The sequence below is a fragment of the Roseobacter sp. YIN89 genome (assembly GCF_057219365.1).
In genome coordinates, this window is record NZ_JBXVVD010000004.1 from 534,672 (window position 1) to 555,532 (window position 20,861).

17 protein-coding genes are annotated in these 20,861 nt (G+C 58.2%); 9 read left to right on the plus strand and 8 right to left on the minus strand.

What is annotated here, in order from left to right; genetic code table 11:
* Positions 1 to 30: 30 nt before the first annotated feature.
* The 3 genes from AC2D8V_RS18490 to AC2D8V_RS18500 form a co-directional block, all read right to left on the minus strand.
* Positions 31 to 1,323, minus strand: a complete 1,293-nt coding sequence (locus tag AC2D8V_RS18490; RefSeq protein WP_484735070.1) for an MFS transporter — start codon at positions 1,321 to 1,323, stop codon at positions 31 to 33.
* A gap of 879 nt (positions 1,324 to 2,202) precedes the next feature.
* Positions 2,203 to 3,858 (minus strand): energy-dependent translational throttle protein EttA, encoded by a 1,656-nt coding sequence (ettA, locus tag AC2D8V_RS18495; RefSeq protein WP_484735071.1) that lies wholly within the window; start codon positions 3,856 to 3,858, stop codon positions 2,203 to 2,205.
* Positions 3,859 to 4,012: 154 nt separating this feature from the next.
* Positions 4,013 to 4,624 carry a DVUA0089 family protein gene (locus AC2D8V_RS18500; RefSeq protein WP_484735072.1) on the minus strand — a complete coding sequence of 204 codons (612 nt, stop codon included), beginning with the start codon at positions 4,622 to 4,624 and terminating at the stop codon, positions 4,013 to 4,015.
* A 243-nt stretch (positions 4,625 to 4,867) separates the two neighbouring features.
* Between AC2D8V_RS18500 and AC2D8V_RS18505 the strand changes: the two genes are divergently transcribed.
* From AC2D8V_RS18505 to dacB, 3 genes are all read left to right on the plus strand, one after another.
* Positions 4,868 to 5,371: an MOSC domain-containing protein gene (locus tag AC2D8V_RS18505; protein ID WP_484735073.1), complete on the plus strand. Its 504-nt coding sequence runs from the start codon at positions 4,868 to 4,870 to the stop codon at positions 5,369 to 5,371.
* Positions 5,372 to 5,409: 38 nt separating this feature from the next.
* The gene (locus AC2D8V_RS18510) at positions 5,410 to 6,018 is read left to right on the plus strand and encodes a nicotinate-nucleotide adenylyltransferase (protein ID WP_484735074.1); all 609 of its coding nucleotides are present in this window, start codon (positions 5,410 to 5,412) and stop codon (positions 6,016 to 6,018) included.
* A 73-nt stretch (positions 6,019 to 6,091) separates the two neighbouring features.
* Positions 6,092 to 7,651: a D-alanyl-D-alanine carboxypeptidase/D-alanyl-D-alanine endopeptidase gene (gene dacB / locus AC2D8V_RS18515; RefSeq protein WP_484735075.1), complete on the plus strand. Its 1,560-nt coding sequence runs from the start codon at positions 6,092 to 6,094 to the stop codon at positions 7,649 to 7,651.
* Between the two features lie 5 nt (positions 7,652 to 7,656).
* On the opposite strand, the gene AC2D8V_RS18520 is transcribed toward dacB, so the two are convergent.
* Positions 7,657 to 8,025 carry a tellurite resistance TerB family protein gene (locus AC2D8V_RS18520; protein WP_484735182.1) on the minus strand — a complete coding sequence of 123 codons (369 nt, stop codon included), beginning with the start codon at positions 8,023 to 8,025 and terminating at the stop codon, positions 7,657 to 7,659.
* 172 nt (positions 8,026 to 8,197) lie between these two features.
* Between AC2D8V_RS18520 and AC2D8V_RS18525 the strand changes: the two genes are divergently transcribed.
* The 3 genes from AC2D8V_RS18525 (at position 8,198) to AC2D8V_RS18535 (ending at position 12,762) form a co-directional block, all read left to right on the plus strand.
* The gene (locus tag AC2D8V_RS18525; protein WP_484735076.1) at positions 8,198 to 9,781 is read left to right on the plus strand and encodes a lysine--tRNA ligase; all 1,584 of its coding nucleotides are present in this window, start codon (positions 8,198 to 8,200) and stop codon (positions 9,779 to 9,781) included.
* 58 nt (positions 9,782 to 9,839) lie between these two features.
* Complete coding sequence (locus AC2D8V_RS18530; protein ID WP_484735077.1) at positions 9,840 to 10,241, plus strand: DUF4864 domain-containing protein; 402 nt, start codon at positions 9,840 to 9,842, stop codon at positions 10,239 to 10,241.
* Between the two features lie 235 nt (positions 10,242 to 10,476).
* Positions 10,477 to 12,762 (plus strand): glycosyl hydrolase family 28-related protein, encoded by a 2,286-nt coding sequence (locus tag AC2D8V_RS18535; protein ID WP_484735078.1) that lies wholly within the window; start codon positions 10,477 to 10,479, stop codon positions 12,760 to 12,762.
* Between the two features lie 2 nt (positions 12,763 to 12,764).
* Here AC2D8V_RS18535 and AC2D8V_RS18540 read toward each other — a convergent pair whose 3' ends face one another.
* Positions 12,765 to 13,436 (minus strand): hypothetical protein, encoded by a 672-nt coding sequence (locus tag AC2D8V_RS18540; RefSeq protein ID WP_484735079.1) that lies wholly within the window; start codon positions 13,434 to 13,436, stop codon positions 12,765 to 12,767.
* A gap of 132 nt (positions 13,437 to 13,568) precedes the next feature.
* On the opposite strand from AC2D8V_RS18540, the gene AC2D8V_RS18545 reads away from it, so the two are divergent.
* Together AC2D8V_RS18545 and AC2D8V_RS18550 are read left to right on the plus strand one after the other, a co-directional pair.
* Positions 13,569 to 13,817, plus strand: coding sequence for a TFIIB-type zinc ribbon-containing protein (locus tag AC2D8V_RS18545; RefSeq protein WP_484735080.1), 249 nt, complete (start codon positions 13,569 to 13,571; stop codon positions 13,815 to 13,817).
* Positions 13,814 to 14,362: a hemerythrin domain-containing protein gene (locus AC2D8V_RS18550; RefSeq protein ID WP_484735081.1), complete on the plus strand. Its 549-nt coding sequence runs from the start codon at positions 13,814 to 13,816 to the stop codon at positions 14,360 to 14,362. Before AC2D8V_RS18545 ends, AC2D8V_RS18550 begins: the two co-directional genes overlap by 4 nt.
* Positions 14,363 to 14,557: 195 nt before the next feature.
* On the opposite strand, the gene AC2D8V_RS18555 is transcribed toward AC2D8V_RS18550, so the two are convergent.
* The 3 genes from AC2D8V_RS18555 to uvrB all read right to left on the minus strand — a co-directional run bounded on the left by AC2D8V_RS18555 (position 14,558) and on the right by uvrB (position 18,251).
* On the minus strand, positions 14,558 to 14,983 hold the full coding sequence (locus tag AC2D8V_RS18555; protein ID WP_484735082.1) for a hypothetical protein: 426 nt from the start codon (positions 14,981 to 14,983) through the stop codon (positions 14,558 to 14,560).
* A 93-nt stretch (positions 14,984 to 15,076) separates the two neighbouring features.
* Positions 15,077 to 15,976 carry a VPLPA-CTERM sorting domain-containing protein gene (locus tag AC2D8V_RS18560; RefSeq protein WP_484735083.1) on the minus strand — a complete coding sequence of 300 codons (900 nt, stop codon included), beginning with the start codon at positions 15,974 to 15,976 and terminating at the stop codon, positions 15,077 to 15,079.
* Positions 15,977 to 16,052: 76 nt separating this feature from the next.
* On the minus strand, positions 16,053 to 18,251 hold the full coding sequence (gene uvrB, locus AC2D8V_RS18565; protein WP_484735084.1) for an excinuclease ABC subunit UvrB: 2,199 nt from the start codon (positions 18,249 to 18,251) through the stop codon (positions 16,053 to 16,055).
* 377 nt (positions 18,252 to 18,628) lie between these two features.
* Here uvrB and AC2D8V_RS18570 point away from each other — a divergent pair, with 377 nt between their 5' ends.
* Entirely contained in the window at positions 18,629 to 20,743 is a 2,115-nt protein-coding gene (locus AC2D8V_RS18570) for a fasciclin domain-containing protein (protein WP_484735085.1), read from the plus strand.
* The last annotated feature ends 118 nt before the right edge of the window (positions 20,744 to 20,861 follow it).

Sequence of the window (20,861 nt, forward strand, 5' to 3'; positions counted from 1 at the left end):
AATTTCTCTGCCGTTTGTGGCTGGCGAAAGTCAGTTATCGACATCCAAGGCCAGCCGTCTGACCAAGACCAAAGTCAGCACCACTGCGACTAAAAGAAACCCCGCGCCTGCAATCCAAGCGACAGGTGTGGAGAACACTTCGGCGACCGCTCCGGTCAAAACCAGACCCAAGGCGGCCCCAAGCTGTTGTATCAACGATCTCAGCGACAGCATGGTAGACCGCTGACCGTCTTCTACGCAGCGATGCAGAATACTGCTGGCAGGTGTTTCACTGAGGCCAAGTATTACAGCATACAGGACGAATACTGTCACAAAGCCCATGATGTCACCTTGCAAGGCCAATGCGATCTGAACGCCTGCCAGACAAGCAAAAGTCGCCGACAGCGTCGTGGCATGCCGCCGCTTGAAGATCCGGCTGATGTGAGGGGACAGATACGCACCCAGAGCGATCGAGAAGAAATAGGTCGCAGTAACGACGCCGATAACGGTATTAGCGTAACGCTCATCCAGCATTGGTTTTGCATGGGTCGGCCAGATCACCTCGACAGGGTTGGTGGCCATCAGGAAAAATGCCAAGGCTGCCAGAAGTATCGACAATGCGGGATGTTTCAGGGCCAGAAGGCTTGCGTCCTTAATCACCGTTGGTGCGTTATAGAAGCCGTTCTTGAGAGCAGTGGCGTTCATCGGACGCGGGTTTTCGGCTATGAACAACATGGTGAAAACAAAAACACCCAGCATCACGCCAAAGCTTGCCGCGTAGGATACATCGTAGATGCTGACACCGATACGTGCCGCCACCGGACCCAACATGTCAGGTAGAAGACCTCCGAGGACGGCGCCAGTGGCCAAGCCTGTGGCATTGGCCCATTGCGCTTTGGCCAGAGCGGGTTGGACGTCTATATTTGGTGCGGCAGCCTTGAAGGTTTCGACAAACCAAGCATCGAGCGTGCCCGACCGAAGCGCGCGTCCAAAACCGATGAATGCAAACGAGAGGGCGAGAACATAGAAGTCGCTCGTTGACAGAAAGAGCGCGAGCGAAATTAAGCTGGCGACGACCGCTGTCAAATAGACCGGTTTGCGGCCAATGCTGTCGGCAAGGCCGCCAAACGGCAGTTCCATCGCCATCGTCGTGAGCGCGTAGACCCCGAAGAGAAGCGAGATTTGGAAAAGATCCAAGCCTCGGTCGGTCAACGCCAGCGCAACAACAGCAACCGTCAATCCCATCGCGAAACGGTCAAGGAACTGGTGCATCTGAAACACGCGGATGTGCCGTCGAGCCGAACTGGTAAGTGCTGCGAAGGAAAACTCGGTTTCAGATGCCATGCGTGCAACATCAACTTTGCTTCCGCTGCCGACAATACCTTAGATGCCAGAAGCTATCCGGCGTAATCTATTGTGGTCTTTAGAACAGGCGCAGCGAAACGTCGGTTTGTCCCAAACCGTTCTTTCCAAAAAAATGGCAAAGCTCTGGTGATGGCGAAAGCAGTCACCAATTGCGCGAAATGCTCGGGCGACGGTCACGCGCTTTGCCGTCTCATTGAACCGTTGTTCTGCTTTTAACGCGATGGCGGAAACCAAACGGTAAACTCGCGGGCGTCGGGTGCGACCAATTTTGGAGAGATGGTGCCGTACCGACCGTCTTTGCGCGCCAATAGAAAGGGCGTGCCGACATCATCCTTTTTGCTAAAGTTGCCAATGCAACTCTGGCTGGTTTCAGAAAGACCTCTATCAGGTTTTTGCGGCGCGGGATCCGGCCCGACGGTCACCATCGCTTGCGACGTTATCAGCCCATCTTTGTTCAAACGCCCGCTACACGTCAGGACAAGGGGGCCATTTGCGTTATTCCTGCCTCGCGGATGGTTTCCGGTGCAGACCACGGCATCTTTATGAACGATGAGTTTTGCTTTGGGCTCACCTGCGAAAACCGGTGTCAATGATCTCGCAGTCTGTGTGGCAACATTAACCGGCTGTTTCACCTTGTACTTGCTGACCCCGTACCTGCGTGGCGTTATGGCTGGAAAGCTTTGACCGGTCGGCAAGTCACACGATACGGATTGATGCGAGTGAGGAAACAGCGCGGCGAGAAAGCAAAATACCACTTTGGCTGCACCGCGCGCCTTCCGGAAGTCGGAAGCGAAAGGCCGATGCGCACCGCGCTGCCGATTTTATCCGGCAGCGCAGGCTCTGAGACGGAAAACGCCGTCAGCGCACGAATTTCTTGTGTTTCAACCGCTTCGGTTCGAGCGCGTCTGCACCAAGTCTGCGTTTTTTGTCTTCTTCGTAGTCTTCGAAGTTGCCTTCGAACCATTCCACGTGCGCTTCGCCCTCGAAGGCGAGGATGTGGGTACAGATGCGGTCGAGGAAGAAGCGGTCGTGGCTGATGACCACGGCGCAGCCGGCAAAATCCACCAGAGCGTCTTCCAGCGCTCGGAGGGTTTCAACGTCGAGGTCGTTGGTCGGTTCGTCCAACAACAATACGTTGCCGCCCGATTTGAGCAGGCGGGCCATGTGTACGCGGTTTCGCTCACCGCCTGATAGCAAGCCTACCTTTTTCTGCTGGTCGCCACCCTTGAAGTTAAACGAAGAGCAATAGGCACGGGAGTTGACCTCGGCGTCGCCCAGTTTGATCAGTTCAGCCCCACCAGAGATTGCTTCCCAGACGTTGTTGTCAGGGTCGAGCGCGTCACGGCTTTGATCTACATAGGAGAGGTCGACCGTATCGCCGATCTCGATGTTGCCAGCGTCTGGCTTTTCCTGCCCGGTGATCATTTTGAACAGCGTGGATTTACCCGCGCCGTTGGGGCCGATCACGCCGACGATGCCGCCGGGAGGCAGGGAGAAGTCGAGCCCTTCGACCAGCAGCTTGTCACCCATCGCCTTGGTAAGGCCGGAGACGTCGATGACCTTGGCACCCAGACGCTGTCCTGTGGGGATGACGATTTGAGCGCGGGTAAGCTTTTCGCGTTCGGATTGCTCGGCCATTTCGTTGTAGGCGTTGATCCGCGCCTTGGACTTGGCCTGCCGCGCCTTGGCGCCCTGACGCATCCACTCCAGCTCGCGTTCCAGCGTTTTCTGGCGGGACTTGTCCTCGCGCGCTTCCTGTTCGAGCCGCTTGGCCTTTTGTTCCAGCCAGCTGGAGTAGTTCCCCTCGTAGGGGATGCCGCGGCCGCGGTCGAGTTCAAGGATCCAACCGGTGATGTCATCGAGGAAGTAGCGGTCGTGAGTGACGATCAGGATGGTGCCCTTGTAGTCGATGAGGTGTTGCTGCAACCAGGCGATGGTTTCTGCGTCGAGGTGGTTGGTCGGCTCGTCGAGGAGCAGCATGTCGGGCGCTTCGAGCAGGAGCTTGCACAATGCCACGCGGCGCGCCTCACCGCCGGAAAGCTTGGTCACATCGGCGTCGTCGGGCGGGCAGCGCAGCGCTTCCATCGAGACGTCAATCTGCGCATCTAGATCCCAGAGGTTCTGGCTGTCGATCTCGTCCTGAAGCTGTGCCATCTCATCGGCGGTCTCGTCGCTGTAGTTCATCGCCAGTTCGTTGAAGCGGTCCAGCTTGGCTTTTTTCTCTGCCACACCCAGCATGACGTTTTCGCGCACGGACAAGGCCGGGTCGAGTTGCGGTTCTTGTGGCAGATAGCCCACCGTCGCGCCCTCTGCGTGCCATGCCTCGCCTGAGTAATCGGTGTCGAGGCCGGCCATGATTTTCATCAGCGTGGATTTACCCGCGCCGTTTACCCCGACCACACCGATCTTTACACCGGGCAGGAAGTTCAGGTGGATGTTTTCAAAGCACTTTTTGCCGCCCGGGTATGTCTTGGAAACACCGGACATGTGATAGACGTATTGATAGGCAGCCATGGTGACACTCCAACGATAACCAATTGTGTCTCACCTACTCAATCGCGGGGCAAAGGGCAATCCGGCACGGCAGGATTGAGATAGGCCAAAAGAAAACGGCGGCCCGATGGACCGCCGTTACTCTGTGTGCGTGTGTACGTAGTTAGGGAAGCGTTCAGCTCTTTTGGCGGCGGCGCAGAACGCCGAAGCCTACAAGACCTGCCGCGAGAAGTGGAAGACCAGCAGGCAGTGGGACAGAGCTGATCTCGCCATCTGTTGTTTCCAGATCAACCGCCCAGTCAGCAGTGCGGACGGCGACCTCGGTCTGACATTCGATTTCATTCGCGCAGATCAACGCGCCCAAAATCATCGTGTCATCGAGGTTCTGCATAAACTCGGAGATTTCCATCGCCACAGTATAGCGACCGAGCGACAGTGGGCCGAGCACGAGCGGTGATTGGCCAAGCTCGCCTTGCACGAGGTTTGGATCAACCATGACGTTCGGATCGTTCGACCCTACGACCGTTCCCACGCTATCAAACAGCGTTACGACGGAAAGGATATCCTGGGCTTCGTCGCGCACGCGTCCGGACGTGCCCATCGAATATTCAAATGTTCTGATTGTAATTTCTGCGGGCTCTTCGATGACGTTGAAATCGAAATACTGAACTCCGCCACCGTCTGAATAAGTTCCTTCAAAAGAAAAAGTTGCGGCGATAGCACCTGTTGCCATCGCAACGCTTGTGGCCACTGCCAGTCCAAGCGTTTTAACTACTGATAATGTCATTGTTAACTCCCACTACCGACACGTTATCGTTCGACACACCCCAAACTAGAGCGGTGTTGGCTCAGGGACAATGGCAAAAATGGGGCAGGACCCAAGAAAGTTGTGCAAAAGTCAGTATTTGGGCACAGGTAAAGGCCTATCATTCCCGATATGGAAACAGTCGCGGGTTGATTGTTGCACTGTTTCTTACAATCGGCGCGAAAAGCCTGAAAATAAGTCAAAAATCGGGCAGGCAGAATCTACGTGAGAGGGAATCAATTGGTTAACGGCACTCTGAAAAAGCTCATTTTGGCCTATGCGCAGGCCGGAAAGCTGGACTGGATCGGGTGTCGTCCCGCCCGTCGCGCAAAGGTTGTATCCGCTCGGCACGCACAAGTGACTGAATCGGGTCTGGCGGGGGATCATGGTGTTTCGAGCAAGCGCGCGGTTACGTTGATGCAGGCGGAACATTTACCGGTGATCGGGGCGATGCTGGGCCGTGGGTCCGTGCCACCGGAAATTGTGCGGCGCAATCTGGTCGTCTCCGGCCTGAACCTTTCAGCGCTGAAGGGGCGCCATGTGGCGATTGGCGGCTGCATTCTGGAGATCACAGGTATCTGTGCGCCGTGCAGCCGGATGGAGGATGCGTTGGGGCACGGCGGGTATTCGGCGATGCGCGGGCATGGCGGGTGGTGCGCGCGCGTGGTGCAGGCGGGGACGATCTCGCTTGGGGATCAGGTGGTGCCATTGACAACACACACGCCTTGACCGTTATACGACTGCAACAACGATCAGGTGGACGACGCGTGCAGCATGGATTTCCGATGGCGCGGCCCGGAGAGCGTATCGGGCTGTTGGGCGGATCCTTCGATCCGGCGCACGAGGGGCATGTCCATATTACCCGCGAAGCGCTAAAGCGGTTTGGCTTGGATCGTGTCTGGTGGCTGGTGAGCCCCGGCAACCCACTTAAGAAACAAGGCCCTGCGCCGCTGGCACTGCGGATGGAGCACGCCAGAGCGGTCATGCAGCATCCCCGGGTCACAGTGACAGATATCGAAGCGCATCTGGGTACCCGGTACACGGCGCGCACGCTTGCCGCCCTGCGTGCCTGCTATCCGGGTGTGCGCTTTGTCTGGCTGATGGGGGCGGATAATCTTGCGCAGTTTCACCACTGGCAGGATTGGCGTGATATCATGAGACATCATCCTGTTGGCGTTCTGGCCCGCCCCGGTGACCGGATTTCGGCGCGGATGAGCCCGGCGGCGCGGGTATTTGCTCACGCCCGGTTGCCCAAATCTCACGCTCGGGGTTTGGGCGACGCGCCGACACCGGCATGGAGTTTCGTCAATGTGCCGATGTTGGATGTTTCATCGTCGCAGATCAGATCGGCGGGGCAGTGGCACGCCGAAGCGTGACCTTGCGGAAACACATTTAATTGTGAGTTTTGCACCTGTTGTTTCGCGCGCCGTGCTGCGGCATGGTCGCGCCATGAGTTCGCGTGCTGATAGCCTTCTGACCCGCCGCCGCTTGTTGACGGCTCTGCTTGCCTCGGCTGCTGGGCCGGTTCTGGCGGGCGCACCGACCACCAGTTTACGGCCACCGGCCGGACGCGGTGCCAAGCCTGTGCCGGGCGACGAGGTGCTGGTCGCGAGAGCGCGGTTAAGCGGTCGTGTGGGTTATGCGGTGGCCGACGCGCGGACCGGCGAAATTCTGGAAGCACGTGCACCGGCGGAGGGTATCGCGCCTGCGAGTGTCGCCAAGGCCATCACTGCGCTTTATGCGCTTGACGTTCTGGGCGCCGAGCACCGGTTTCAGACGCGGGTGTTGGCCACTGGCGGTGTGTCGAATGGTGTGGTGCAGGGCGATCTGCTGCTGGCCGGTGGCAACGATCCGGTGATGGATACCCGTTCTCTCGCGGCGCTGGCCAAGGCCCTCAAGGACAGTGGTATTCGCGAGGTACGCGGTGCGTTTCGCGTTTACGAGGGCGACGTCGCGCGCGTTGACGCCATTGATCCAGGCCAGCCGGATCACGTGGGATACAACCCAGCTATTGCCGGAATTGCCCTGAATTTCAATCGGGTACACTTTGAGTGGCGACGCTCGGGCAGTGATTACACGGTGACGATGGACGCACGTGCCGGCAATTACCGGCCTGCAGTTGACGTCGCTCAGATGCAGGTCGTTGACCGCAGCGCACCGGTATATACGTACCGCAACAGCGGGCGCTGGGACAGTTGGACCGTTGCACGTGGTGCCTTGGGGCGCGAAGGTGCACGCTGGTTGCCGGTGCGCCATCCGGGGCTTTATGCGGCAGATGTTTTCGCTACGCTGGCGCGGTCTAACGGCATTGTGCTGCGCGCGCCTACTGTTATCGACGCGCTGCCGCCCGGCGAGGTGGTCGCCGCTATCGACAGCCCGCCGCTATCGGAAATCCTGCACGGCATGTTGAAGTATTCGAACAACCTCACAGCCGAAATGGTCGGTTTAGCCGCGAGTTACGCGCGGGCGGGCCGGGTGCCGACGCTGGCCGCTTCTGCGGCTCAGATGAACAGCTGGGCGCAGGCGGTTCTTGGTATGGATGCGCCGGCTTTCGTGGATCATTCCGGGCTGGGCGATGCCAGCCGCATCAGTCCGGAGGATATGGTGCGCGGTTTGGCGGCGGTGGGGCATGCGGGTTTGCTGCGCCCCTTGCTGAAACCGGTAAAGCTGTTGGATTCGCAAGGGCGCACGATCAACAACCATCCGGTCAAGGCGGAGGCCAAGACCGGTACGCTCAATTTCGTGTCGGGTCTGGGCGGTTATATCACCACGCCAGCCGGGCGCGATCTGGTATTTGCCATTTTCTCGGCGGACGAAGAGATTCGCGCCGGTCTGACACGCGCGCAGCGCGAGCGTCCGCCGGGCGGGCGCACGTGGGCAACCCGGGCGCGGCGGCTGCAGCGGCAACTCATCATGCGCTGGGGGGCGGTATACAATAGTCCGCCTGCGCCGGTGCCCGCGGCGTCGCCAGCGCCCGCGACAAGCGCGGTGGCTGATCCCGAAGGCTGAAGGGATCAGGTGAGGTGACGCGCCCGCGCACCGCGTTCGATCGCTGCGGCGTGCAGCCGGTCAATCGAAAGCTCGTAACGGATTTCTTCCAGCAGACGCAGTTCTGCATCGCCCAGAGACCCGTCGGCGGCGGCGACATCACAGGCCAGCGCATAGGCTGTCTCGTAAAGACGCGCGGGCAAACCGTCGCGGATGAGACCAAACAGCGCATCCAGCCCGTCTTCCTGCTCGAACAGGTCGAACACGGTCTGACTGACGGTGCTCATCCGGTCCTCGTCGTAGTCGCCGAAAACCGGGAGCAATTGCACAGCGGCTTGAATCTTAACGAGTTCGTCGGTGCGTATTTCCTCATCCGAGGCCGAAACGGCGATCATCAGAGCCACCAGGCAATCCTGAGGTGTGTAGTTGCGTGGGTTGTCTTGGGTCACGGGTATGCATCTTTCTGGCAAAACGGGTACCGCCAAATTATTGACGCCACCCCACCAAGGCAATAGGGACGGGCGAAACGTCGCGCATGGGGTGCGGCACAGGCAAACGGTGGTAGACATGTCCCAGACACGTGACGTCGCGATGACAAGCAAAGCATGGCCTTTCGAGGAAGCGCGCCGGGTCTTGAAACGCTACGAGAAAGCGCCGCCCGAAAAAGGTTATGTCCTGTTCGAGACCGGATACGGCCCGTCGGGCTTGCCGCACATCGGGACCTTTGGCGAAGTGGCGCGCACCTCGATGGTGATGCGGGCCTTTCAGGAAATCTCTGACATCCCGACGCGTCTGATCTGCTTTTCCGACGATCTGGACGGGATGCGCAAGGTTCCGGGCAATGTGCCGAACCCCGATCAGCTGACCCCGCATCTGCAGCGCCCTCTTACATCTGTGCCTGATCCTTTCGGCAAGTACGAAAGCTTTGGCCATCACAACAATGCCATGCTGCGCCGGTTCCTCGATACCTTCGGGTTCGAGTACGAATTTATCTCGGCGACCGAATTCTATAACACCGGCCAGTTTGACGAGGTTTTGTTGCGCGCGGCGGAAAAATACGATGAGATCATGGCTGTGATGCTGAAATCACTGCGTGAGGAACGTCAGCAGACCTATTCGATCTTTCTGCCGATCCACCCTGAAACGGGTCGCGTGCTTTATGTGCCGATGAAAGAGGTCAATGCCAAGGACGGCACGATCACTTTTGACGATGAGGACGGGCGCGAGATGACGCTGCCCATTACCGGCGGTAACGTAAAGCTGCAATGGAAGCCCGATTTCGGGGCGCGCTGGGCAGCGCTTGGCGTGGATTTCGAGATGTACGGCAAGGACCATTCGACGAACACACCGATCTACGACAAGATTTGCCGGATCCTTGGACACCGCCCGCCAGAGCATTTTACCTATGAACTGTTTCTCGATGAGAACGGGCAAAAGATTTCCAAATCGTCGGGCAATGGCGTGAGCATCGACGAGTGGCTGACCTATGCGTCTACCGAGAGCCTGTCGTATTTCATGTACCAAAAGCCAAAGACGGCCAAGCGGATGTATTTCGATGTGATCCCCAAGGCAGTGGACGAGTACCATCAACAGTTGCGCGCGTATCCCGGTCAGGACCTGACGCAACAGTTGAACAATCCGGTCTGGCATATCCACGGCGGCGACGTACCTGCATCCACGATGGTCGTACCGTTTTCGATGCTGCTTAATCTGGCGAGCGTGTCGGGTGCCGAAGAAAAATCACAGCTTTGGGGCTTTATCCAGCGGTATGCGCCGGATGCGAAGCCAGAGAGCAACCCCGATATGGACGCGGCAGCCGGCTTTGCCGTGCGCTACTACAACGATTTTGTTAAGCCGCAAAAGACCTACCGGTTGCCGACAGATCTGGAACGCGCGGCGCTGGAAGATTTGCGTGGGCAACTGGCTGCATATACAGGCCCGATGGATGATGAGGCGCTGCAATCGATTGTATATGCCTGCGGGCGCGATCGTTTTGATCCGCTCAGAGCGTGGTTCACCGCGCTTTATGAGGTGCTGCTGGGTGCAAGTCAGGGCCCGCGGTTTGGCGGGTTTATCGCGCTTTATGGCGTGGACGAGACGGTCGCGCTGATTGATGCGGCGCTTGACGGGGCGCTGGTGGCTGCGGCCTGAGACTTGCCCGGCGCCGATTACGCCTTACTCTTTGCCTGTACCAGCGAGGAGAGGCGTCATGCGCGGGCAAATTCTTGGGCTACTGTTGTCAGTGTTTCTGGCCGGCGGTGTACTCGCGCAGGCGCGTGACATCGAGTCGACCATCGACCGGCAGCTTCAGGCGTTCAGCGTGGATGACTTTGAGACCGCGTTCACCTTTGCCAGCCCGAACCTGCAACGGCTGTTCCAGACGCCGAGCAATTTTCAGCGGATGGTGGTACAGGGGTATCCGATGGTCTGGCGGTTCCGCGAGGTTGACTTTCTGGAGCTGACAGAGCGTTCGGGCGCGTTGTGGCAGCGGGTCCGGATCGTGGATGCGCAGGGGATGACCCACATTCTGGATTATCGCATGCTTGAAACACCCGCAGGCTGGCGTATCAACGGCGTCCAGATACTGGATGCCGCGGATTTTTCGGCCTGAGCGTGATCCAGAGGTGCGGCTGACGCCGCACGACATGCCCTTGTGTCCCGGCGCGACCGGGACACAAGGCTGACACCTGCAGGCGTGGCCTGCCGGTGAGGCATCGCACGCTGGAGTGAGCCTGCCTTAATCCTTTTTTCCTAGTTCTGCCGATCTACGGCGTCTTGCGAAGTGCAGGTCGCATGGTGGCCGATGTGCGATTTGGCGCGTTGCGGCAGAGCAGAAGGAAATTTTCATGAACAAGGCAATTACCGATGGCATCCAGTTGATGCCGCCCCCTTTTGCGGGTGGACTGGATGTATATTCAAGCGGCGATGGTACGCCCGGGTCGGATACCTTTGCGAATGCGGGCAATGCTGCTTTTGTCCCCGCGGATCAGGACTTTGGCGGTTGTCTTGAAATACTGAAATCAAATGCCGTTCAACAACTGCGCTACATGGGTGAGACCCCGCTGTTGCCTGGGTGTTATCTGCGCATCACGGCGCGCATCAAGGGGATCAGCGGTGCCTTGCCGTCGGTGCGTATTGCAGCTTTCGCAGGTGGCGCGGGTGGCGCGGCTGTCCCGAATGTGGTCACCACCGGCCCCAGCGTTGCGCTGGAGGCCTACGGCGAGCCGATCGAGGTCTCTGCCATCGTTGGTGCGGGTGCGCGTGGCGGTGTCGATATGGTTTGGGGCGGGTCTGCGCTTTATGGTCACTTTGGGCTGGACCTGACCGGCGCGAATGGCGGCGTGATCCGCATTGATGACCTGATCATCGAGGATGTTACCGATGTTTACCTGCGCGAGATGATGGCGATGGTCGACGTGCGCGATTTCGGTGCGGTCGGTGATGGGGTGGCGGATGATGCCCCGGCTTTTGTTGCGGCCAATGCGGCGGCGGACGGCGCGCATATTCTTGTTTCAGCGGGGACATACCTGCTTGGATCATCGGTTACGCTGGATGCCCCGGTGCGGTTTGAGGGCGCAGTTACAATGGCCGATGATGTCATGCTGCTTTTGCGCCGGAACTTTGACCTGCCAAGCTACATTGATGCTTTTGGCGATGAGGAACTTGCATTTCGCAAAGGTTTTCAAGCGCTGCTGAATAACGCCGATCACGAGAGTTTCGATCTGGGCGGGCGCAAGGTTGCTGTCACCGGCCCGATTGACATGGCCGCGGCTGTGCCGAACCGCGCCAGCTATGCCACACGCCGGGTCATTCGCAACGGGCAGCTTGAAGCGCAGGGCACGACGGCTTGGCAGACTGAGGTAGTGACTTCGCAAGGGACCTATGCACCCGGCAACAAAAAGACGCTGACCGGCGTGGTCAACGTCGCCAATGTGCCCGTCGGCGCGCTGGTCGAAGGGGTGGGCGTGGGCCGGGAAGTTTACGTGCGTTCCAAGAACATTGCGACGCAGGAGGTTACGCTTAGCGCGCCTTTGTTTGATGCGGAAGGCACGCAGACCTTCACCTTCCGGCGGTTCAAGTACATTCTTGATTTCAGCGGCTTTGAAGCGTTGAGCAAGATGGTGCTTTCTGAGATTGAGTTTCAATGCAACAACGTGGCCAGCGGTGTGATGCTGGCGCCCGCCGGGTTGATCTTTCACGTCAAAGACTGCTTTTTCTCGCGTCCAGCGCATCGCGGTCTGACGTCTTCCGGCGAGGGCTGTCAGGGCATGTTGATCGACCGGTGCCAGTTCCTGTCGTCTGAGGACGAGCTTGATGTACCGGACCGTGTGAGTATCGGCTTTAACACCAACGCAAACGACATCAAGCTGCGCAACAACCGTGCAACCAAGTTCCGGCATTTTGGGTTTGTCGGGGGGGCAAACAGCATCATTGCTGGCAACCACTTCTTTCAAGGTGACACGATCGCCAACGGTATCCGAAGTGCGGGACTGATCCTTGGTCGGACGCATGTAAGCACGACGCTGACCGGGAATTACGTGGACAACTGCTTTATCGAATGGACGAACGAGCAGGATGCGGCGCCAGAGTTCAACTCGGAGTTTTCCTTTTCGGCGCTGACGATTGCCGACAACATCTTTCTGTCCGGGGATGTCGCGCCTTGGTTCAGCTATATCGTCGTGAAGCCGCACGGGGTGGGGCACTTTCTGTCCGGTGTGAAGATTACCGGTAATCATTTCCGGTCGATCAACGGATCGATTGACCGGGCGGAGCGGGTCGATACGAGTTTTGCGGAACTCGACTATGACCGGATGAAGAATGTGACCTTTGCAGGCAACTCTTTTCATAACGTGTCAGATCAGGTCTCGAGCCCGCTGACCCTGCGCCACACCGAGGCGAGCCCGGCGGCCTTGTGGGTGATCGACACACAGCAGAAACTGCCGTTTGGCGCGCGTGTACAGTCAGTCGATGCGGTAGTGCCGCGCGGCGCGGTGACGGATGCGGGTGGCGCGCCCCGGTTCGATACAGCCGCTGCGCTGACCGAACAGGGGGCAGGGCAGGACGCAGTGCATCTGCTTTGGCCGCAGCCGGTTCAAGGCGAAGTGCAACTGACGGTGCGGATCGACAACTAAGGTCACCACTCGCGCCAGAAGGCGATCTTCAGGGATGTGGTGCCGCCACCAGATACGGGTACTTCGGCGCCCAGTTGCAGGGTGGTGCCGCTATTTCTGCCCAATGACATTAGCAGGGACGGGGCCAGTTTGACGAACTGGTCGCCGTCCTGGAACGTATTGAACATCTGCATCATGAGCTTGCTTTTGTTACTGATGCCAAGGCCCGCGGTCAGATCGAGCTTGATCCGGTCGGAGGCCGGATGCTGTGTCAGGTTGTAGCTGCCATCGACGTTGACCCAGCCGTATCGCTGACCGACCTGAAACCCGCGCCCCCACGACAAACCAGTTTCTGCGGCGGGCAACACCTCCTCGTTCAGAACCCGTGCGCCGATACCGATATGCGCGGCGAATTTGTGCGTTTGATCGGTGCGGCCTAGGGGGACGCGCAGAAACAGAATGGCAGAACCCTCCTGAGTACCTGTGCGGTCGACGCCAAAGCTGATGTCCGCACCCAGCGTGCGATCGGGTCGCAACCCGTATTCCAAATAGACAGTCCCCGAGACTTCGCGGTCGCGGTTAATGCTGAGTGAACTGGAAGCAAACCCGCCGCCTTCGCTGCGCAGCCATGCACCTGCCTCTGCGCCGGTGGCCAAAGCCAAAACTGCAATGATGGCCAGCAAAGTTGATCGCATGCGCGTGCCTCCCGGTGGGCATCATGGTTAACGCGCCTTAACAAATCGTTACGGCGAATTTCACCCGCGGCCGGGGTGAAATTGCCCGCTGCGCGCCTATCTTGGTGGGCAGGAAATGGATCGGAGACCGTTATGAAATGCCCAATTGATGGATCGACCCTGGTGATTGCCGAGCGGAGCGGGGTCGAGATCGATTACTGCCCGCAGTGCCGAGGTGTTTGGCTGGATCGTGGAGAGTTGGACAAGATCATTGCGCAGTCCGCTCCGGCAGCCGCGCCGACGCCGCATCACCGCGGATCGTACAAGGGCGGCTACAAGGAGGGCTACCGCAAGAAGAAGCGCGGCGGCCTTGGTCTTCTTGACGAACTGTTCGACTTTTGACGCTGGATCCTGAATGGGCGCTCGGTCGGCGCGCGCGATTGCCTGATGCACTGCGGGTGCTGGCAGAGGCCTATCCGCGCGGTCAGTGGGAAGCGCACGGTAATTTCGGCGAGATGGTGCAGTTCTGGATGCAGCGGCATGCGATGTTCCGGGACCTTGTCGGCGTGTTGCGCAGCGACGCCGAGGCAATGGCGGATGGGGCGATGGATATGAACGCCTACGCGCCGCGGTTGTCACGCTATGGCGGCATGTTTCTCAATGAGTTGCACATGCACCACAACGTCGAGGACCAGCACTATTTTCCGCAGTTGATCCAACTGGACGCGCGGCTGGAGCAGGGGTTCGAATTGCTTGAGGCGGATCACGACGCCATTGACCCGATGCTGCACCAGTTGGCGGAGGCGGCAAACGCGGTGCTTCAGGGCGGCGAGATCGGCGCTCTGCACGACCGGATCGTGGGTTTTGGTGACCTGCTGGAACGGCACCTGACCGATGAAGAAGAGATCGTCGTACCGGTCATTCTGGCAAGCGGATTTCGCGGCTAGCGGCGCTGGGCGCGTTAACGCTTTCTCGGCGGGTCGAACGCCAACGTCGGTGTAGTATCGGTATTTCGTCGGTGGTTTATAGGTTCGGATGTCGGCGACGGGCCGGGTTAAGGCTGCGCGCGGTCATGGAGCCTGCTGATGAACGGGGCAATTCGGTTAACGCGGCGCGCGATGGATGCAACGGCGCCGCGCGGGTCAGACGCTCGGCTGCGGCTGACAGAGACGAAAGGCGGCGACAGGCTCTTCGGCGCCGCTGAGCGAGGCGGCGACATAAGCCTCACCCAAAAGCGCCTCGACCGTGTCGTTGAACTGCAGACCGTTCAGGACATTGCCAAAGCCCCGGTCGATCACAGTGAGCGATCGGCCATCGGCGCTGAGAGTGTGGCGGTCTGTCGAGATGGCGATGGTGTTCTGTCCGGTGAACCGCATGGAGAACACCTGCGACGTCGGCCAAGGGTCAGGCCGCGTGATGGTGATGGAATAGAGCGGTTGCGTCGGGTCATAGGTCAGTTCGAACGCAACGCCGTCTTCGTCATGGTTCAGCAGACAGGGCAGGCCGGGGGTGTACTCCCACGCGGCGGCGGGGGTGGCGAGCAGGACGAGGGCGGTCAGGATGCGCATGGTGATCAAGTAGACGCTGTTGATCCAACTTCCAGGTAGCTTGGACAGATTGACACGCCTCCTTAAGCAAAGCGCTGCCGCTGCAGCGCGCCGCTAAGACTCTACGCTTAACAAGCCAAGGTTTGTCGCTCGTCGTCGTAAAATACCAAAACCAAACAATCCAGCTGCTAGAAAACCGATGGAACTTGGAAGTGGAACGGCAGATACGCCGTCTCCCCGATCGTGCGGAGTAGCCCCTGCCACGTAATCGAAACCTGATTCAGAAACTACATTCAGTAGACTGGTTACATCTTCCTCTCCGACAAAGAACGAGAGCCCAGTAATTCGTAAAGAGGATCCAAGGTCGCTATCGGAGTAGCAAGTAACTGGGGTTAACGTTGATTGACACCCGGGGCCATCGGTTCGCGTAGCTAATCTGATGATCGCTTCTGCGGATGCGGAAGCGAATATGCTAAAATTGCCTCCTACTACAATTGAATCGACAGTTGTTACGGCGTCGGGTCCAAACGCGCTCAATGCGCTATCATATGAAAATAATTGGGTGTTATTGACCCAAAAAGTCGAACTAACGAAACCGTTAAAATTGTCGCCGATGGTCGTAACGCCACCCAAAAGATCAAGAGATACACTAATTGTGCCATTAAAAGCATCGCCAGAGCCAGAATAGGTGGCTTGAATTCCATCCGTAAAAGTTGCTGAGGATTTCGCAAGTCCAGAGTCGGCGCGAAGGACCCCATCTTGGTCTCTCGAATAGACGCTCGAGGCGCGTGCACTGACTGTGCCGCCGACACTGCTTGCATTGGAAGTAGCATCAAGGCTCCCGACTATAACTGAACCACAGCTTGATTTTGCGCCGGTGGAGTTAGTTTCTGCTTCTTCGCAACCCAAACTTCCAATTTGTGCATAGCTAGTAAAGGTCGCGCTCTGCGCAATTTCTGGAAACATAAAAGCGCCACAAGCAGCACCGATTAAAGCGATCTTGCAATAAGTCATTATTATACCCCAAAATCCCGAAACTAATTTGGGGGAAACGATTCGGTCAAGAATCTTGTGATTTTTGCTTTGCCACCTACCGCCCCCGCTTCCGCTTCACCCCGCCGCGCATACCGCCTCGGCCCATGGTGCTGCGGCCTGAGGCTTTGGCGCTGTCCTCCACCGCCTTTTCCACGGCGTATTGGCGGGCCATGGGGTCGTCGGCGACGGCCAGATCCACGGCTTCGAGGCGTTTGACCTCGTCGCGCAGACGGGCGGCTTCTTCGAATTCCAAATTCTCCGCTGCCTTGCGCATGTCGGCGCGCAACCCGTCCAGCACGGCCGCAAGGTTGCCGCCCGCAAGCTGGTTGTCGATCTTGGCGGTGACGCGGTTCTGGTCTGTGTCGCCCTTGTAAAGACCGGCCAGAATATCCTCGACGTTCTTTTTCACCGTCTGCGGCGTGATGCCGTGTTCTTCGTTATAGGCCAGTTGCTTGGCGCGGCGGCGGTCGGTTTCGCCGATGGCGCGCTCCATCGAGCCGGTGATGCGGTCGGCGTACATGATCACGCGGCCTTCGGCGTTGCGCGCGGCACGACCGACGGTCTGGATGAGCGATGTCTCGGACCGCAGGAACCCTTCCTTATCCGCGTCAAGGATCGCCACCAATCCGCATTCGGGGATGTCCAGCCCCTCGCGCAGCAAGTTGATCCCGATCAGCACGTCAAAGGCGCCAAGGCGCAGGTCGCGCAGGATTTCGATCCGTTCGATGGTGTCGATGTCGCTGTGCATATAGCGCACGCGGATGCCCTGTTCGTGCATATACTCGGTGAGGTCTTCGGCCATGCGCTTGGTCAGCGTTGTCACCAGTGTGCGGAAACCGTTTTCCGCCACTTTTCGCACCTCGTCCAGCAGGTCATCGACCTGCATTTCGACCGGGCGGATTTCGATTTCGGGATCGATGAGGCCCGTGGGGCGGATGATCTGTTCGGTAAAGACGCCGCCTGTCTGCTCAAGTTCCCATGATTGGGGCGTGGCAGAGACAAAGACGGACTGGGGCCGCATGGCATCCCATTCCTCAAACTTCAGGGGGCGGTTATCCATGCAGGACGGCAGCCGGAAGCCGTGTTCGGCCAGCGTGAACTTGCGCCGGTAGTCGCCCTTGTACATGCCGCCGATCTGCGGAACGGAGACGTGGCTTTCGTCGGCAAAGACGATGGCGTGGTCGGGGATGAACTCGAAAAGGGTGGGGGGCGGCTCTCCCGGCGCGCGGCCCGTGAGATAGCGCGAGTAGTTCTCGATCCCGTTGCAGACGCCCGTGGCCTCGAGCATTTCGAGGTCAAAGTTTGTGCGTTGTTCCAGCCGCTGTGCCTCGAGCAGTTTGCCCTCGCCGACCAGTTGGTCGAGCCGTTGGCGCAGCTCTTTCTTGATGCCGATAATGGCCTGCTGCATTGTCGGCTTTGGCGTCACGTAGTGGCTGTTGGCGTAGACGCGGATCTGGTCGAAGGTGTCGGTTTTCTCGCCGGTCAGCGGATCAAATTCGGTGATGCTTTCCAACTCTTCGCCAAAGAACGACAGCCGCCATGCGCGGTCTTCAAGGTGGGCGGGGAAAATCTCCAGACTGTCGCCGCGCACGCGGAAGGAGCCGCGCTGGAACGCCTGATCATTGCGACGGTATTGCTGGGCAACAAGATCAGCCATGACCTGACGTTGGTCATATGTGGAACCGGTCTTGAGGTCCTGCGTCATTGCGCCGTAGGTCTCCACCGAGCCGATACCGTAGATGCAAGAGACAGACGCGACAATCACCACGTCGTCGCGTTCCAAAAGCGCGCGGGTGGCGGAGTGGCGCATCCGGTCGATCTGCTCGTTGATCTGGCTTTCTTTTTCTATGTAGGTGTCGGAGCGCGCGACGTAGGCTTCGGGCTGGTAATAGTCGTAGTAGCTGACAAAGTATTCGACGGCGTTGTCCGGAAAGAAGCCCTTGAATTCCCCGTAAAGCTGCGCGGCCAGCGTCTTGTTCGGGGCCAGAATGATCGCGGGGCGCTGCGTCTCTTCGATGACTTTGGCCATTGTGAAAGTTTTGCCGGTCCCGGTGGCGCCAAGCAGAACCTGATCGCGCTCGCCCTCGCGCACGCCTTCGGCAAGCTCGGCGATGGCGGTTGGCTGATCGCCTGCGGGCTCGAATTCTGTGGCCAGCTTGAACTCGCGCCCGCCCTCCAGCTTGGGGCGCGCGCGGACATCAGGGGCCGGATTGGCCAAAACCGTGTTTGGCGCATCGATTTCAGGTGGGGACATGGCTGAGACTCGCTTTGTTCTTCAAAAATGCTATGATTTCACTGGGGTTCAAGGGGGCGAGCCTGTTCTGATGACATTTTTTGTCAGTACTGCCCTTTGACGGTGGTGAGTGCGCGGCGTGGCCGCAAGGTTTGATTTCCAACGATAATTTGCTGATCCAACCCGGCAGTCCAATCGTACTTGTTACGTTGTCCGCTTTGCGGGCGAAGCAAACTGGGGGTTTTTTAGCGGTTTTCTTACGGCATTCTATTTCGGATGACCCAAAAATAATCACCTGGATCGCTCATAAAAATTCCCGCAAACAAACCGTCCGGCCGACGTGTCAGAAAGTTGCATCGGTGTGTGGTCTGGACACCAGAACTATGGGGATTTTTTAAATGGAAGAAGACAGCATTCTGGATATTGCCTTGGGCAATTCCAGCTTCTCGGTGTTGACGGATATCGTCATCTACCTTGATTTGAACGAAGGAACAGACTTTCAGGGAGCGCTTGGCGGTGCCGGAAGCCTGACCGTATTTGCGCCAACCAACGATGCCTTCGGCAGTCTGGCCACATCGCTTGGATTTGAAGGTGATGCGACCGTTCCGGAGCAAGTGACATCATTTTTTCAGGGTGTGATCGACACGTCACCGCAACTTGTCATCGATATTCTGAATTATCACGTTCTGGGCGAAGCCCTGACCGAAAACGATCTGGTAAACGATGCTGATGGAACAGTCACAACCCTGCTTGGGACGACCATCGGGCTGGACAACCTGCCAATGCTCGTTGACCAAGAGGTGGATCTGGCAGATCCGACATTGGTCGACACGGACATTCCGGCCTCCAACGGTGTGGTGCATGTCATCGATCAGGTTCTTTTGCCAACGAGCGTGGTTGACCCGAGCATCGTACAAACCGTTCTGACCAACCCTGATTTCCGCGTGCTGCTCGACGTTGTTCTGTATCTGGACAGCCCAGACGGCGGCAGCGCGGGTCTGGCGGCGGCGCTTGGCGATCCGGATGCCGATCTGACGGTTTTCGCGCCTACCAATGCGGCCTTTGTCACGCTGGCTCAGGAACTGGGATTTGAGGGCGAAATTGCTGACATCGACAATCTGACGAATGAAGAAGTCGAAGCGGTTGGTGGTTTCTACCGTAATACTGACAACGTTGATCCTGCTTTGCTGCTTAGCGTTGTTCAATACCATGTGTCGCCTGGCACACAGACGGCAGAAGACATCGGTAATGACGAGGATGGCGTTCTGGAAACCCTGCAGGGGGCAACGATCGGCGTAGACGACCTGCCGTCTCTGACTGATAACGAAGACGACCTCGAAGATCCGACACTGGTCGCAACCGACGTGCCGGCGTCGAACGGCATCATCCACGTGATTGATCGCGTCCTGATCCCGGCGGACATCATTTCTGATCTGCCAACAATTACGCAGATTGTCATCGATACCTCCGGTGAAAGTGGTTTTGACGACAATGGCGGTGATTTCGACTTCTTGCGCGAAAGCTTGACAGCGGCACAGCTTGTCGAACTGTTCGACGATGAAACCCAGGACTTCACCGTGTTTGCGCCAACCGATGACGCCTTTATGGGCGTGAGCAAGGCGTTGGGATACGAAGGCGACGACGAAGCGGGTGGCTTTGGCTATCTTGTGGATGCGTTGCGCCTGCTGAACCAAGGCAACGACCCGGTCGACCTGCTGACGACTGTTCTGCAATATCACGTCTCACCCGTTGGTAAAACGCTGGACGAGGTCGCGGCGGCCAGCCCAGTTGCTACTCTGCAGGGCGGTACGATCACTGTAAACGGCATGACGCTTGAAGATGCTGATCCGGACATCGCAGATCCCGAAGTTGTGCTGCCCAACTTGTTTGCAAGCAACGGTGTCGTCCATGCCATCGACGGTGTTTTACTGCCGGTAGACATTCTGGTGTCTGACGGATCCAACGATGTGGATTTCATCATCGGTGATGATGGCCGTGGCTGGTACAATACCGGCGCGGACAACGACTACATCGACGGTCGCGGTGGGCGCGATGTGATCATTTCGGGTAAGGGCAACGATGTTGTTCTTGCCGGTGAGGGTCGCGATTTCGTCAACGCGGGCAAAGGCGACGATGTTATCAAAGGTGAAGGTGGCGCTGACAAGATCATCGCGGGTGCCGGTGATGACTATGTCGACGGCGGAGACGGGCGCGACTGGATTTCGGGTGGTCGTGGTGACGACACGATTGCCGGTGGCGAAGGCAACGACTGGCTGTCGGGCGGTTTAGGCGCCGACACGTTTGTCTTTGAAGAGAACAGTGGTCACGACACGATCGCCTTTTTCTGGAAAGGCCACGACAAGATCGACCTCTCGGCCTATGGGTTCGACGGTTACAGCGACATCAAAGACTCTGTCGATAAAGGCTTTTTCAAATCGACCATCGACCTCGGCGATACCGAAATCACGGTCAAAACCATCTTTGGTCTTTCGGAAAACGACTTCATCTTCTGATCGCTTCGTCATCGTGACACACAGCCCATCCCGGCAACGGGGTGGGCTTTTTTGCGCGGGGGCGCTGAATTGACACCTTGCCCCGCAGCCTGAATTCGCAGATATACTGCGTCCACCG

Bases quoted from the DNA above. Each gene is read 5' to 3' on its own strand.
- AC2D8V_RS18490 (WP_484735070.1), bottom strand. From the start codon at position 1,323: ATGGCATCTGAAACCGAGTTTTCCTTCGCAGCACTTACCAGTTCGGCT.
- ettA (WP_484735071.1), bottom strand. From the start codon at position 3,858: ATGGCTGCCTATCAATACGTCTATCACATGTCCGGTGTTTCCAAGACA.
- AC2D8V_RS18500 (WP_484735072.1), bottom strand. From the start codon at position 4,624: ATGACATTATCAGTAGTTAAAACGCTTGGACTGGCAGTGGCCACAAGC.
- dacB (WP_484735075.1), top strand. From the start codon at position 6,092: ATGAGTTCGCGTGCTGATAGCCTTCTGACCCGCCGCCGCTTGTTGACG.
- AC2D8V_RS18520 (WP_484735182.1), bottom strand. From the start codon at position 8,025: ATGATCGCCGTTTCGGCCTCGGATGAGGAAATACGCACCGACGAACTC.
- AC2D8V_RS18525 (WP_484735076.1), top strand. From the start codon at position 8,198: ATGTCCCAGACACGTGACGTCGCGATGACAAGCAAAGCATGGCCTTTC.
- AC2D8V_RS18530 (WP_484735077.1), top strand. From the start codon at position 9,840: ATGCGCGGGCAAATTCTTGGGCTACTGTTGTCAGTGTTTCTGGCCGGC.
- AC2D8V_RS18535 (WP_484735078.1), top strand. From the start codon at position 10,477: ATGAACAAGGCAATTACCGATGGCATCCAGTTGATGCCGCCCCCTTTT.
- AC2D8V_RS18540 (WP_484735079.1), bottom strand. From the start codon at position 13,436: ATGCGATCAACTTTGCTGGCCATCATTGCAGTTTTGGCTTTGGCCACC.
- AC2D8V_RS18545 (WP_484735080.1), top strand. From the start codon at position 13,569: ATGAAATGCCCAATTGATGGATCGACCCTGGTGATTGCCGAGCGGAGC.
- AC2D8V_RS18555 (WP_484735082.1), bottom strand. From the start codon at position 14,983: ATGCGCATCCTGACCGCCCTCGTCCTGCTCGCCACCCCCGCCGCCGCG.
- AC2D8V_RS18560 (WP_484735083.1), bottom strand. From the start codon at position 15,976: ATGACTTATTGCAAGATCGCTTTAATCGGTGCTGCTTGTGGCGCTTTT.
- uvrB (WP_484735084.1), bottom strand. From the start codon at position 18,251: ATGTCCCCACCTGAAATCGATGCGCCAAACACGGTTTTGGCCAATCCG.
- AC2D8V_RS18570 (WP_484735085.1), top strand. From the start codon at position 18,629: ATGGAAGAAGACAGCATTCTGGATATTGCCTTGGGCAATTCCAGCTTC.